Source organism: Enterobacter chuandaensis (assembly GCF_003594915.1).
Taxonomy (GTDB): Bacteria; Pseudomonadota; Gammaproteobacteria; order Enterobacterales; family Enterobacteriaceae; genus Enterobacter; species Enterobacter chuandaensis.
Genome location: NZ_QZCS01000008.1, coordinates 116,816 through 131,418 on the forward strand (window position 1 = coordinate 116,816; position 14,603 = coordinate 131,418).

At 57.4% G+C, this 14,603-nt stretch carries 10 protein-coding genes; 5 read left to right on the forward strand and 5 right to left on the reverse strand.

Annotated elements, in window-relative coordinates; translation table 11 throughout:
• Positions 1-8 precede the first annotated feature (8 nt).
• Complete coding sequence (glpD, locus tag D5066_RS14230; RefSeq protein ID WP_080329057.1) at positions 9-1,517, reverse strand: glycerol-3-phosphate dehydrogenase; 1,509 nt, start codon at positions 1,515-1,517, stop codon at positions 9-11.
• Between the two features lie 188 nt (positions 1,518-1,705).
• Here glpD and glpE point away from each other — a divergent pair, with 188 nt between their 5' ends.
• Genes glpE through D5066_RS14250 form a run of 3 tightly spaced genes read left to right on the forward strand, consistent with a single transcriptional unit; the run spans position 1,706 to position 3,691 of the window.
• Positions 1,706-2,038, forward strand: a complete 333-nt coding sequence (gene glpE / locus D5066_RS14240) for a thiosulfate sulfurtransferase GlpE (RefSeq protein ID WP_080329056.1) — start codon at positions 1,706-1,708, stop codon at positions 2,036-2,038.
• 47 nt (positions 2,039-2,085) lie between these two features.
• On the forward strand, positions 2,086-2,916 hold the full coding sequence (gene glpG, locus D5066_RS14245) for a rhomboid family intramembrane serine protease GlpG (RefSeq protein WP_119916338.1): 831 nt from the start codon (positions 2,086-2,088) through the stop codon (positions 2,914-2,916).
• 16 nt (positions 2,917-2,932) lie between these two features.
• Complete coding sequence (locus tag D5066_RS14250; protein ID WP_080329054.1) at positions 2,933-3,691, forward strand: DeoR/GlpR family transcriptional regulator; 759 nt, start codon at positions 2,933-2,935, stop codon at positions 3,689-3,691.
• A gap of 81 nt (positions 3,692-3,772) precedes the next feature.
• Here D5066_RS14250 and malT read toward each other — a convergent pair whose 3' ends face one another.
• Positions 3,773-6,478: an HTH-type transcriptional regulator MalT gene (gene malT / locus D5066_RS14255; RefSeq protein ID WP_059355755.1), complete on the reverse strand. Its 2,706-nt coding sequence runs from the start codon at positions 6,476-6,478 to the stop codon at positions 3,773-3,775.
• Positions 6,479-7,063: 585 nt separating this feature from the next.
• Between malT and malP the strand changes: the two genes are divergently transcribed.
• On the forward strand, positions 7,064-9,457 hold the full coding sequence (gene malP / locus D5066_RS14260; protein ID WP_059355756.1) for a maltodextrin phosphorylase: 2,394 nt from the start codon (positions 7,064-7,066) through the stop codon (positions 9,455-9,457).
• 9 nt (positions 9,458-9,466) lie between these two features.
• Positions 9,467-11,545 carry a 4-alpha-glucanotransferase gene (gene malQ, locus D5066_RS14265; protein ID WP_119916339.1) on the forward strand — a complete coding sequence of 693 codons (2,079 nt, stop codon included), beginning with the start codon at positions 9,467-9,469 and terminating at the stop codon, positions 11,543-11,545.
• 111 nt (positions 11,546-11,656) lie between these two features.
• Here the strand turns inward: malQ and gntT are convergent, their stop codons facing one another.
• The 3 genes from gntT to gntX all read right to left on the reverse strand — a co-directional run bounded on the left by gntT (position 11,657) and on the right by gntX (position 14,601).
• Positions 11,657-12,973 carry a gluconate transporter gene (gntT, locus tag D5066_RS14270; protein ID WP_119916340.1) on the reverse strand — a complete coding sequence of 439 codons (1,317 nt, stop codon included), beginning with the start codon at positions 12,971-12,973 and terminating at the stop codon, positions 11,657-11,659.
• Positions 12,974-13,280: 307 nt separating this feature from the next.
• On the reverse strand, positions 13,281-13,856 hold the full coding sequence (nfuA, locus tag D5066_RS14275) for a Fe-S biogenesis protein NfuA (protein WP_003861601.1): 576 nt from the start codon (positions 13,854-13,856) through the stop codon (positions 13,281-13,283).
• A gap of 61 nt (positions 13,857-13,917) precedes the next feature.
• Positions 13,918-14,601, reverse strand: a complete 684-nt coding sequence (gene gntX / locus D5066_RS14280; protein ID WP_119916341.1) for a DNA utilization protein GntX — start codon at positions 14,599-14,601, stop codon at positions 13,918-13,920.
• Positions 14,602-14,603: the final 2 nt, after the last annotated feature.

Genomic DNA, 14,603 nt, shown 5'->3' on the forward strand with positions numbered 1-14,603 from the left:
TTTTTTATTTACGACGCCAGCGACAATTCACGCTTTCCCGCATGCTGCTGCAACCACTGTGCCACGCGAGACTGCTGCTCGGCATTCAGCCACATCCCTTCTTTAGTACGACGCCAGACGGCATCTTCGAGACGGCGAACCCACTCGTGCTCAACCAGGTAGCGCAACTCGGCCTCATACAGCTCGTGGCCGAAATGTTCACCCAGATCGGCGAGCGCTTTCGCGTCGCCCAGGAACAGCTCGGTATTGCTGCCGTAGGTGCGGGCGTAGTGACGCGCCATCCCTTCGGTAATGAACGGGAAGCGACGGCGCAGCTTCGCGGCGTAATCGTCGCGGTTACCGCCGATATCCCCGCCGGGCAGCACCGCCTCTTTGGTCCACGCCGGGCCAATGCCTTTGTAGTATGGCGCCAGTTTTTCCAGCGCGTGCTCGGCCAGCTTGCGGTAGGTGGTCAGCTTGCCGCCAAACACCGACAGCAGCGGCGCCTGTCCATCTACGTCGTGGATATCGAGCGTGTAGTCGCGGGTGATGGCCTGCGGTGAGTCAGACTCGTCATCGCACAGCGGACGCACGCCGGAGTAGGTCCAGACCACGTCATCGCGTGACAGCTGTTTCTTAAAGTGTGCGTTATACACTTTCAACAGGTAGTTCACTTCGCTCTCGTCGATCTCGACGTTTTTCGGGTCGCCTTTGTACTCCACGTCGGTGGTGCCGATAATGGAGAACTCGTCCATCCACGGGATCACAAACACGATGCGTTTATCTTCGTTCTGCAGAATGTAGGCCTGCTTCTGGGTATGCACGCGCGGCACCACAATGTGGCTGCCTTTAATCAGGCGGATGCCGTACGGGGAAGGCAGATGCATGCCGTCGTCGAAGAACTGCTTCACCCACGGACCGGTGGCGTTCACCAGGCCGCGCGCTTTCCAGCTGAATTTCTCGCCGGTATCGATGTCTTCCGCTTCCACAATCCACAGGCCGTTTTCACGACGAGCGGCGGTCGCGCGGGTGCGGGTTTTCACCTCGCCGCCTTTCTTCTCGACCATCTGCGCATTCGCCAGCACCAGGCGCGCATCGTCCACCCAGCAGTCGGAATATTCGAAACCGCGCACGATTTCAGGCTTAAGGACCGATTCTGAGCCAAAACGCAAACCGTTCGAGCCCGGCAGGCTGGTGCGTTTACCCAGGTGATCGTACATAAACAGGCCGATGCGGATCATCCATGCCGGACGCAGGTGCGGGCGGTGAGGCAGGCGGAAGCGCATCGGGATCGCCAGATGCGGGGCCATTTTCAGCAGCACTTCACGTTCGGCCAGCGCTTCGCTGACCAGGCGGAATTCGTAGTGTTCCAGGTAGCGCAGGCCACCGTGGATCAGCTTGGAGCTGGCGGACGACGTCGCGCAGGCGAGATCGTTAGCTTCCAGCATCAGCACGGATAAACCGCGTCCTGCGGCATCAACCGCAATACCGGCACCGTTGATGCCACCGCCTATCACAATCAGATCTTTGGTTTCCATAACACCCTCATGCACTTTCGTTAAAGCTCAAAAATGTTCGATATCGCTCATAATAGCAAAGGAACGCGCTTTTGGTAACATCAAAAAAACAATTTAGAGTGATATGGATAACATAATGGCGTTTACCCGCCGCCAGGACGTACACTACGGGGTAAAATCTTGTCGTTGACCACTGTAAAGAGAACACCATGGATCAGTTTGAATGTATTAACGTAGAAGAAGCCCATCAGAAGATGCACCAGGGAAAAGCGGTGCTGGTGGACATCCGCGATCCGCAGAGTTTTGCGATGGGCCACACGCCGGGCGCGTTCCATCTCACCAACGACTCATTAGGCGCGTTTATGCGCGATAACGACTTTGAAACGCCCGTTATGGTCATGTGCTACCACGGCAACAGCAGCAAAGGCGCGGCGCAGTACCTGATTCAGCAAGGCTATGACGCGGTATACAGCGTCGACGGCGGCTTCGATGCCTGGCATCGTCATTTCCCGGCAGAAGTGGAATACGCGTTTGAGCGCTAATCCCGCTATACTGTCCCCTTTTGTGTGGAAATAAGCGACCGCTGCCCATGTTGATGATCACCTCTTTTACCAACCCGCGCGTCGCCCAGGCGTTTGTCGACTATATGGCGACGCAGGGCGTTATTCTGACCATCCAGCAACATACTCAGACCGACGTCTGGCTGGCCGACGAGAGCCAGGCAGGGCGGGTAAACGAGGAGCTGGCGCGTTTCCTTGAGAACCCCGGCGACCCGCGCTATCTGGCGGCAAGCTGGCAGTCCGGCCAGACCGGCAGTGGACTTCACTACAGCCGTTTTCCCTTCCTTGCCACGATTCGCGAGCGCGCGGGCCCGTTTACGCTGCTGCTGATGGCGGCCTGCATTATTGTCTTCATTATTATGAACGTGGTGGGCGACCAGAGCGTGATGATCGCGCTGGCGTGGCCGTACGATCCGTCGCTGGATTTCGACGTCTGGCGCTATTTCACCCACGCGCTGATGCACTTCTCGGTAATGCATATCCTCTTTAACCTGCTGTGGTGGTGGTATCTCGGCGGTATCGTTGAGAAGCGGCTCGGCAGCGGCAAGCTGATTGTTATCACGATTATCAGCGCCCTGCTGAGCGGCTATGTGCAGCATAAATTCAGCGGCCCGTGGTTCGGTGGGCTGTCTGGCGTGGTATACGCCCTGATGGGCTACGTCTGGCTTCGCGGGGAGCGCGACCCGGAAAGCGGCATCTATTTACAACGCGGATTAATAGCCTTTGCGTTAATATGGCTAATTGCCGGATGGTTTGATCTGTTTGGTATGTCTATCGCCAATGGTGCGCACGTCACCGGCCTGGCTGTCGGGCTGGCAATGGCAATGGCCGACACGCTCCATGCGCGAAAACGAACATAATTTTCAGGGATAATTGATGAAACAAACACAACGTCATGACGCCATTATCGAACTGGTCAAAAAACAGGGATACGTCAGCACCGAAGAGCTGGTAGAGCAGTTTGCCGTCAGCCCGCAAACCATCCGTCGTGATCTGAACGATCTGGCCGATCAGAACCGTATTTTGCGCCATCACGGCGGCGCGGCGCTGCCGTCCAGCTCGGTCAACACCTCCTGGCACGACCGTAAAGCCACGCAGACGGCAGAGAAAGAGCGCATTGCGCGTAAAGTTGCCAGCCAGATCCCGAACGGGGCGACGCTGTTTATTGACATCGGCACCACGCCGGAAGCGGTCGCCCATGCGCTGCTGGATCACGAGAACCTGCGCGTGGTGACCAACAACCTGAACGTTGCTAACACACTGATGCAGAAAGACGATTTCCGCATCATCCTCGCGGGCGGCGAACTGCGCAGCCGCGACGGCGGGATTATTGGCGAAGCGACGCTCGACTTTATCTCTCAGTTCCGCCTGGACTTCGGCATTCTGGGGATCAGCGGCATCGACAGCGACGGCTCATTGCTGGAGTTTGATTACCACGAGGTGCGCACCAAGCGTGCGATTATTGAAAACTCACGCCACGTGATGCTGGTAGTGGACCATTCGAAGTTTGGTCGTAACGCGATGGTGAATATGGGCAGCATCAGCATGGTGAATGCGGTCTACACCGACGTGATGCCACCGGCGGGCGTGATGCAGGTGATTAAAGATAATAATTTGCAGCTGGAACTGTGCTAACGGTTGTGTCGGGTGGCGCTGCGCTTACCCGACCTACAAAACCCGTAGGCCCGTGCAAGCGTAGCGCCGCCGGGCAATGAATTACACTCCGTATCCCATCATCTTCAACAATTGCTGTGCATGCTGCACCGCGTCCTGACGGTGCGCCACGCCCAGCTTTTGATACAGATTGCGAATGTGCGTTTTGATGGTGGTTGCCGCCACCGCCAGCTCACCGGCAATCTGCTCGTTGCTGTAGCCGGAATAGATCAGCCCCAGCACCTGCCATTCGCGCTGGGTGAGCGGGCTGGTGCGAATAAGCTCCGGCACTTCCGGGTGGTTCAGCAGACGTTCCACGAAGTTCTCATCGAAATGCGCAAACTTGTGGCGATGATGCTGGTTAATCTCGCGCAGAATGCGCTGGGCGCGATGCTGATCCAGCTCCGGCAGCGTGTTGAGCTGAATCAGCTGGCGCAGCTGCTGCGCCATCACTTCACCTTCAATCACGAAGTGGCTGATAAACCCGGTGCGGTTCGCCAGCTGCAAGGCTTCCAGCAGCACGCGCTGGGCGTCATTTTTACGCCCGGCCTGCCAGTAAAGCTGGTTTAACAGCAGCAGGTTGCGGTTCAGGTCGCTCATCAGACGCAGGCTGCGGGCGTTTTCGTTTAACTCTTCCAGCACAATTTCGGCAGGCTCAAAGTCACCCAGCAGGATCTGCACGCGGGCGATGTTGCGCCACTGGCTTTGCAGGAAGTGGTTATTGGCAAATTCCGGTTTAGGCGTCTGGCGCAGCCAGTTGGCGGCGGATTTTTTGTCCCCTGTCATCTGCCAGTAAATCACCCGCACCTTGTCGGCGTTCGATACCCAGTCGCTGTGGTACTGACCGTTGCCGAGCAGGTTTTCCAGACGGTTAAGGTGATTGCGGGCGTTATCCAGATCGCCACGCGCCAGCGAGCACTGCACCAGCAGGGCCAGACACTGCAATTGCTGCTGAGGCTGGAAGCCAGAAAGCACGTTTACACCCTGACGGGCGCAGCTTTCTGCTTCATCCAGGCGCGACCATGCCCACAGCAGCTGAGCGCGAATGCGCAACAGGAACTCGTGCATCGGCAGCTGTTCCAGGTGCTGTTCACGAATCAGCTGGAACGCTTTTTCCTGATTTTCCCAGGCGGCCTGCAGGAACCCCTGAGCAAATAAAATCTCACTTTGCTGGATCAGGCTCCACAGGGCGTAGTGCCAGACATCATGGCGGCGCGCCATCTGCTCGGTTTGCTGCATCAGCGAAAGGGAGCGCGTCAGCTCGCCCTTGCAGTGCAGCACTTCGCCGTGTACCGAGGTGGCCACAATTCGGCTGTAGAAATTCGCCAGCGGCAGTTCGTCCAGCGCGACCATCGCCAGTCGTTCAGCTTCATCCGCATCGCCGTCGTTAATCGCGACCTGCGCCCGCAGGGCGTTAAATTCGCCGTGCAGGGTGGTATCCATTTCGCTTTCCATCTCCTGCTCGGCACGCGCCAGCAGGGTATTCACTTCGCTGTAGCGGTGCTGACTTTGCATCAGCCAGGCCTGGAGCAGCACCAGGCGCGGGTTCTCCAGCAGGCTCTCCCACGGCAGGGCTTTCAACGATTCTTCCAGCAGCGTCAGTTCGCTGTGGTTAAACAGCCCCCACGCGTGGTTGAGCAGGATATCGCGCAGCATGCTGGCATCACCGGCGGCCAGCGCGTGATGGATAGCTTCGCTCGGGAAGCCTTGAGCCATCCAGCTTTCGGCGGCAGCGCGGTGGATTTCCGGTAATTCCGTGGCCAGCTCCCACTGACAGCGCTGGCGCAGGAAACTGCCAAACAGCGGGTGGTAGCTGAACCACTCGCCGGGATCGTCCATGCGCGTCAGGAACAGCCCCTGACGCTCAATCTCTTCCAGCTGCAGCTGACCGTTTTCACAACCGGTAACGCGCACAATCAGCGCGTCGTTCATGGAACGCAGCAGGGAACTTTTCAGCAGGAAATTGCGGGTGGAGGGATCGACGCTGTTGAGCACCTCATCCACCAGGTAATCAGAGAGATGGCTGGCGTTGATGCCGGCCAGACGACGCGCAGACTGGTGCGTCGGGCTGTTGTTTTGTCGCGCGGAAAGGGCAATCAGCTGCAGCGCCGTGGCCCAGCCCGCGACATCATCACACAGGCGGCTGCTTTCGGAGGCCTCAATGGGTGAGGTCAGGCGGCAGTCGAAGAACTGTTTCGCTTCCTGGTGGGTGAAGGCTAGCTGCTGGCTGCCCACTTCCAGAAGCTGATCGCGCACGCGCAGGTTGGCAATACCGAGCTGCGGCAGGTTGCGTGACAGCACGACTAAGGTCAGGTTTTCCGGCTGGTGGCGCAGGAAGAAACGCATCGACTCATGGATAACCGGGTTCGTAATCAGATGATAGTCATCAATCACCACGTACAGCGGACGATGCCATTCGGCCAGCTCGATAAACAGCTGGGAGAAAAGGGAGGACAAGCTGGCGTACTGGCGCTTTTGCACCATTGCCTCGCTGGCGACGCAGTGTCCATTGGTTGCCTGTTGAATAGCGGCAATCAGATAGCTGGCAAAACGCTCTTGCTGGTTATCGCCCTCGTCGAGGGAGTACCAGCCTAGATCGCTCTTACCTGCGGCCCATTGCGAAATGAGCGTTGTTTTTCCATAACCTGCAGGGCTCGTAACCAGCGCCAGTCGGAAATTATGCGCGCCGGAAAGTTTAGCCAACAGACGCTCTCGGACCACTGTATGGTCAAGACGAACCGGGCGACTTAATTTAGACGGAATCAACATAGGTTTCACTTCACTGTGGGGAACGAGAGAATTTATTTTTTTTGCGCTTCGTAATTAATAGCTATAAGGTCGGTCAGAAAGAGAACTATTGCAAGTTATGTCTGGCTTTTGTGGCTCTGAATTTGCACTCTGTCACAAAACATTCAGACTGTTGCTGGAACTTTTTCAAAAATGCGTTGACACCGCGCCACTGCTGGCTTGTATGGATGTCAGGCGGTTGCGCTGAAACTGGTTTCAGAAAGGGATAATGACGTCGAATTTAATAAACTTCGGGTAAAGTTGAGTGAGATTAATAATCTCCTTAGGCAGAACCCGATTGCTGAAATATTATTCTCCGTAAGCAATCATTTCCGCGTGGATTAATTTCATCCAAAACTGCATTTCATTTCTTTGACATTCTCCCCGGTTACTTTTTCCTCTTCCGGGCACACTCAAATTATGCTCTCTGAGTGGCCTCGATCACACTTTTACGCTCATCCCCGCTACTCCTCCCTGTCTAATCCCCCACGGGAGGAGGAAGAGGTGAAATGAGCCAGGCACACTAGCGCTAACTTGTGTTTTCTTTCTAAAGGATGCCGATCCCCTATGTCACAGCCTACCTTCAACAAAGCTCAATTCCAGGCTGCCCTGACGCGTCAGTGGCAGCGTTTTGGCCTTCATGCTGCAAATGAAATGACGCCTCACCAGTGGTGGCAGGCGGTGAGCGGGGCGCTCGCAGAGCAGCTGGATGCTCAGCCCGTGGCGAAGCCCGTCAAAGGCCAGCGTCACGTTAACTATATCTCGATGGAGTTCCTGATTGGCCGCCTGACCGGCAACAACCTGCTGAACCTCGGCTGGTATCAGGAGGTGGGGGACGTGCTGAAAGAGCACGACATTAATCTGACCGACCTGCTGGAAGAAGAGATTGACCCGGCGCTGGGCAACGGCGGTCTGGGGCGCCTGGCGGCCTGTTTCCTTGATTCCATGGCGACCGTCGGCCAGTCGGCGATTGGCTATGGCCTGAACTACCAGTATGGTCTGTTCCGTCAATCGTTTGCCGACGGCCATCAGATGGAAGCGCCTGACGACTGGCACCGCAATACCTACCCGTGGTTCCGCCACAACGCGCAGCTGGATGTGCAGGTTGGCATCGGCGGGAAAGTGACGAAGCAGGGGCTCTGGGAGCCAGCGTTCACTATTACCGGTGAAGCCTGGGATCTGCCGGTGCTTGGCTACCGTAACGGCGTGGCGCAGCCGCTGCGTCTGTGGCAGGCGAAGCACGCGCATCCGTTCAACCTGACCAAATTCAACGACGGCGATTTCCTGCGCGCCGAGCAGCAGGGGATCGACGCCGAGAAGCTGACCAAAGTCCTCTACCCGAACGACAACCATCTGGCGGGTAAAAAGCTGCGCCTGATGCAGCAATACTTCCAGTGCGCCTGCTCCGTGGCGGACATTCTGCGTCGCCACCACCTGGCGGGCCGCAAGCTGGCGCAGCTGCCGGACTTCGAAGTGATTCAGCTCAACGACACGCACCCGACCATCGCCATCCCGGAACTGCTGCGCGTACTGATCGACGAGCATCAGCTGAGCTGGGACGACGCCTGGGCCATCACCAGCCGCACCTTCGCCTACACCAACCACACCCTGATGCCGGAAGCGCTTGAGTGCTGGGATGAGAAGCTGGTGAAAGCGCTGCTGCCGCGCCACATGCAGATCATCAACAAGATTAACGACCAGTTTAAAGTGCTGGTGGAGAAAACCTGGCCGGGCGACAAAGCCGTCTGGGCCAAGCTGGCGGTGGTGCACGACAAACAGGTGCGTATGGCGAACATGTGCGTGGTGAGCGGCTTTGCCGTTAACGGCGTGGCGGCGCTGCACTCCGATCTGGTGGTGAAAGATCTGTTCCCGGAATACCACCAGCTGTGGCCGACCAAATTCCATAACGTGACCAACGGCATCACGCCGCGTCGCTGGATCAAGCAGTGCAACCCGCTGCTGGCTGGCCTGCTGGACAAGACCCTGAAGAAAGAGTGGGCCAACGATCTGGACCAGCTGATCAACCTGGAAAAACAGGCCGACGACGCGAAATTCCGCGAGCAGTACCGCGCGATCAAGCTGGAGAACAAGGTTCGCCTGGCGGAGTTTGTGAAAATGCGTACCGGGATTGAGATCAACCCGAACGCGATTTTCGATATCCAGATCAAACGTCTGCACGAGTACAAACGTCAGCACCTGAACCTGCTGCACATTCTGGCGCTGTACAAAGAGATCCGCGAGAACCCGCAGGCCGACCGCGTGCCGCGCGTGTTCCTGTTCGGTGCGAAGGCGGCGCCGGGCTACTACCTGGCGAAAAACATTATCCTCGCCATTAACAAGGTGGCGGCGGCGATCAACAGCGATCCGAAAGTGGGCGACAAGCTGAAGGTGGTGTTCCTGCCGGACTACTGCGTCTCGGCGGCGGAAATGCTGATCCCGGCGGCGGATATCTCCGAGCAGATCTCGACCGCAGGGAAAGAGGCGTCCGGTACTGGCAACATGAAGCTGGCGCTGAACGGCGCGCTGACCGTCGGCACGCTGGACGGTGCTAACGTCGAAATCGCCGAGAAGGTCGGTGAAGAGAACATCTTTATCTTCGGCCATACTGTTGAAGAAGTGAAAGCCATCAAGGCCAAAGGCTACGACCCGGTGAAATGGCGTAAGAAAGACAAAGTGCTGGATGCGGTGCTGAAGGAGCTGGAAAGCGGCAAATACAGTGACGGCGATAAGCACGCGTTTGACCAGATGCTGCACAGCATGGACAAACACGGCGGAGACCCGTACCTGGTGATGGCGGACTTCACGGCCTACGTTGAAGCGCAGAAACAGGTCGACGTGCTGTACCGCGACCAGGAGGCGTGGACCCGGGCGTGCATTCTGAACACCGCGCGCTGCGGCATGTTCAGCTCTGACCGCTCAATCCGTGATTATCAGGCCCGTATCTGGCAGGCAAAACGCTAAGGAAGCGCGATGGAGAGTAAACGTCTGGACAGTGCCGCGCAGGCGGCGGGAATTAGCCTCAGTTACATCAATGCGCATGGCAAACCGCAGTCTATTGGTGCGGACACCAAAAGACGTTTGCTGGATGCCATGCACAAAACCGACGCGAAAGCGTCGGTTGCTCCGGTGCCCAACGTGAAGGTCTTTACCGCAGGCAAAAAGATGCCGCTGGCGGTGGAGGGGCGCGGCGAGTTTAGCTGGCTGCTCACCACCGAAGAGGGGCATCAGCATAAAGGCCACGCCACCGGCGGCAAAACGTTAAACCTTCCGGCGAAGCTGCCCGAGGGCTATCACAGCCTGACGCTCACCCAGGACGAACAGCGTTTTCACTGTCGGGTGATCGTCGCGCCAAAACGCTGCTATGAGCCGCAGGCGCTGCTCGAAGGCAAAAAGCTGTGGGGTGCCTGCGTGCAGCTCTATACGCTGCGTTCCGACAGCAACTGGGGCATCGGCGATTTTGGCGATCTGAAAAAGATGCTGGCATCTGTTGGTGAGCGCGGCGGCGCGTTCATCGGCCTCAACCCGATCCACGCGCTCTATCCGGCGAATCCGGAAAGTGCCAGCCCGTACAGCCCGTCTTCCCGACGCTGGCTGAACGTGATTTACATCGACGTTAACGCATTAGACGATTTCAAAAACAGCAAAGAGGCGCAGGCGTGGTGGAAGCTCGAGACCACCCAGCAGATGCTGAAACAGGCCCGCGATGCGGACTGGGTAGATTATGCCAGCGTGACCGCGCTGAAAATGGCGGCTCTGCGTCTGGCGTGGAAAGGCTTTGCGAAACGCGACGATGAGCAGATGGCAGCCTTCCGCCAGTTCGTGATGCAGGAAGGTGAAAGTCTCTACTGGCAGGCGGCATTTGATGCGCTGCACGCGTATCAGGTGCAAGAGGACGAAATGCGCTGGGGCTGGCCGGTCTGGCCGGAAGCGTATCAGACCGTGGATACCCCTGAAGTCAAAGCGTTCTGTAAAAATCATGCCGACGAGGTGGACTTCTACCTGTGGCTGCAGTGGCTGGCGTACAGCCAGTTTGCCGCCTGCTGGCAGGTGAGCCAGGGCTATAAGATGCCGATCGGCCTGTATCGCGATCTGGCCGTGGGCGTGGCGGAAGGCGGCGCGGAAACCTGGTGCGACCGTGAGCTCTACTGCCTGAAAGCGTCCGTCGGCGCGCCGCCGGATATCCTTGGCCCGCTCGGTCAGAACTGGGGCCTGCCGCCGATGGATCCGCACGTGATGGCGGCGCGCGCCTACGAGCCGTTTATCGACCTTTTGCGCGCGAACATGCAGAACTGCGGGGCGCTGCGTATCGACCACGTGATGTCCGTGCTGCGCCTGTGGTGGATCCCGTACGGTGAAACCGCCGATCACGGGGCGTATGTGCAGTATCCGGTGGACGATCTGCTGTCGATCCTGGCGCTGGAGAGTAAGCGCCACCAGTGCATGGTGATCGGTGAAGATCTCGGTACCGTGCCGGTGGAAATTGTCAGTAAGCTCCGCGACAGCGGCGTCTACTCCTATAAAGTGCTCTATTTTGAAAACGACCATGAGAAAACCTTCCGCGCGCCGAAAGCGTACCCTGAACAGTCAATGGCAGTCGCGACGACGCATGACCTTCCTACGCTTCGTGGCTATTGGGAAAGCGGCGATCTGACGCTCGGTAAAACGCTGGGGCTGTATCCTGATGAGGAGGTTCTGCGTGGACTGTATCAGGATCGCGAGCTGGCGAAGCAGGGGCTGCTGGATGCGCTGCATAAGCATGGCTGTCTGCCGAAGCGTGCCGGACATAAGGCCTCGCTGATGGCAATGACGCCAACGCTCAACCGTGGTCTGCAGCGCTATATTGCCGACAGCAACAGCGCGCTACTCGGCCTGCAGCCGGAAGACTGGATCGATATGGCGGAGCCGGTGAACGTTCCGGGAACCAGCTATCAGTACAAGAACTGGCGTCGTAAGTTGTCCACAACGCTTGAGACGATGTTTGCCGATGACGTGGTGAACAGGCTGATTAAGGATTTGGATAAGCGGCGAAAAGCAGTCGCGAAGAAGTGATAAAAAAACCCGCCAGTGGCGGGTTTTTTATTGCCCGGTGGCGCTACGCTTACCGGGCCTACATGGAGCGAGTAGGTCGGGTAAGGCGAAGCCGCCACCCGACTTATGGCATCAGACCACCATATTCAACAGCAGCACCCCGACCAGACCGCACACCGAAATAATGGTTTCCAGCGCGGACCAGGACTTGATGGTTTCACCGATAGTCAGGTTGAAGTACTCCTTGAACAGCCAGAAGCCCGGGTCGTTCACGTGTGAGAAAATCACGCTACCGGAACCGACGGCAATAACCATCAGCTCAGGGCTGACGCCCGTGGTGGCAATCAGTGGCGCAACGATACCGCCCGCGGTGATTGCCGCAACGGTTGCAGAACCCAGCGCGATACGCAGAACTGCGGCGATAGACCAGGCCATCAGAAGCGGCGACACGTTGGTTTCATGCATCATGGCCGCGATGTATTTATCCACACCGCTATCGACCAGCACCTGCTTGAACGCACCGCCACCGCCGATAATCAGCAGCATCATGGCAATGATTTTGATGGATGAGGTCAGCGTGTCGTTGATCTGATCCATTGAGCGGCCACGGTTCAGTCCGAAGGTGAACATCGCGATCAGTACCGCAATCAGCGTTGCCATCACCGGGTCGCCGAGGAATTCTGCAACGGCCAGGAACGCGTGACCTTTTGGCAGGATCATCTCCGCCACGGCGCGCATCGCCATCAGGATCACCGGCACCAGTGAGGTCCAGACGCTGACGCCAAAGCCCGGCATCTCTTCTTCGGTGAAGGTTTTGGCGCTGTACAGACCTTCCGGGATCGGCTTATCAATGCCTTTCAGGAAGCGGGCATACACCGGGCCTGCCAGAATCACGGTCGGGATCGCCAGAATCGTACCGAACAGCAGGGTTTTACCCATATCGGCGTGGAAGATGGTGGCGATAGCGGTTGGGCCCGGGTGCGGCGGCAGGAAGCCGTGGGTGACGGACAGCGCCGCAGCCATCGGCACGCCCACGAACAGCAGCGGGATGTTGGCGGCAGCGGCGATGGTGAACACCAGCGGCAGCATCAGCACGAAGCCTACTTCATAGAACAGCGCGAAACCGACGGTAAAACCGGTTAACACCACCGCCCACTGGATATTCTTCTTACCAAATTTTTCGATAAGCGTGGTGGCAATACGCTGCGCGCCCCCGCAGTCCGCCAGCATTTTACCGAGCATGGCGCCGAAGCCCATGATCAGCGCCAGGCTGCCGAGCGTGCCGCCGACACCAGCTTTAATGGAGCTGATAACTTTAACCAGCGGCATACCCTGCATCAGACCGACTGCAAGTGCCACCAGAACCAAAGCGATAAACCCGTTCATTTTGAAACGGATCATCAAGAGCAGTAATAACACAACACCGATAGCAACGATGACTAATGGCATGATTTACCTGGCCTTTGAATTGTTATGGGTAACGTCATTGTTTCAACGACAATTTCCGATTGTCCCAACTGGGAACAGAGTGGTTAACGGCACTAATACTGATATCCTGGAAACTATTTAGTTTAGTCGGCTGTTATGAGTGTGCTTAGTGCCCACGAGAATGATACGGGTAACATGTCGCGGTTGAGAATCACCCAGGGAGGCAAAATTTAAATTATGAGACGCAGGTCAACATATAGAGGGAGAAAGCAAGGGAAGGTCGGCCCGGTAAGCGCAGCGCCACCGGGCATTACAGACGGGGACTGAATTAGTAGTAAGAGTGCTCGCCGCGCTGGTGCTCGGTCAGATCGCGCACGCCTTTCAGTTCCGGGAATTCGTTCAGCAACTGCTTCTCGATCCCTTCTTTCAGGGTCACGTCGACCATGGAGCAACCGTTACAGCCGCCGCCGAACTGCAGGATCGCCAGACCGTCTTCGGTGATTTCCATCAGGGAAACGCGACCGCCGTGGCCCGCCAGCTGCGGGTTGATCTGGGATTGCAGCAGATACTCTACGCGCTCCATCAGCGGCGCATCGTCAGAGACTTTACGCATTTTGGCGTTTGGCGCTTTCAGGGTCAGCTGAGAACCCAGCTGGTCGGTGACAAAGTCGATCTCCGCATCTTCAAGATACGGCGCGCTCAGTTCATCGACATACGCGGTGAGCTGTTCAAATTTAAGGGCAGTGTCAGTTGCTTCCACAGCGTCCGGAGGACAATAAGAGACACCACATTCTGCATTCGGAGTGCCTGGATTGATCACAAACACGCGGATCTGCGTCCCTTCTTCCTGATTTGCCAGCAGTTTGGCAAAGTGCGCTTGTGCAGAATCGGAAATACGGATCATAGCTTTGGCCTAATAGTTGACTAAATTACCTGGGTATAATCATACGCCCATTGAAGAAGGGCTACAAGGTACGGCACAGACACCATACCTGAACCGACGCGGCGCCGCTTTGCAAAAGCAGTCGGGAAAGTTCAGCAACGGTACTGCCTGTGGTGACGACGTCATCCACGATGGCGATATGGAGGCCGTGGACCGGCAATTCAAGGCGAAAGGCATTTTTAAGGTTTCTTTTGCGAAGCCGGGCGTTGAGCTGGTGCTGGATGGCGGTGGCATGCACGCGAGTAAGTGCGCTGGCATCATAGCGACAGCCCAGCCACCGGGCGAGAGGGCGGCAGAGCAGGTCGCTTTGATTATAGCCGCGCCGCCAGTGCCGGCGTCGGTATAAGGGAACATTCACTACCATATCGGTTTTCGGCAGAGCGCGGGCGCGTCGCGCCTGCAAAACCGCCAGCAGTAACAGGCGGGCAAGGGGCTGCGCCAGCGAACTCTGGCCGGAAAACTTCAGGGTGTGAATCAGCCCGCTCAGCGGCGGAACATAATCATCCACGGCCACCAGCGCGCTCCACGGCGGGTTTTTTTTCAGGCAGCGACCGCAGGGTAAATCGCGGTGTGTCGCCGATAAACCGCATTGTGGGCAGCGGGTGATTGGTCTTTCCAGCGAGCGCGTGCAGACGGAACAGACGCCCCACGCGCTGAGGGCAAGCGGCATTTTGCATAGCCAGCACAAGCCAGGCACTGTTAGCATGT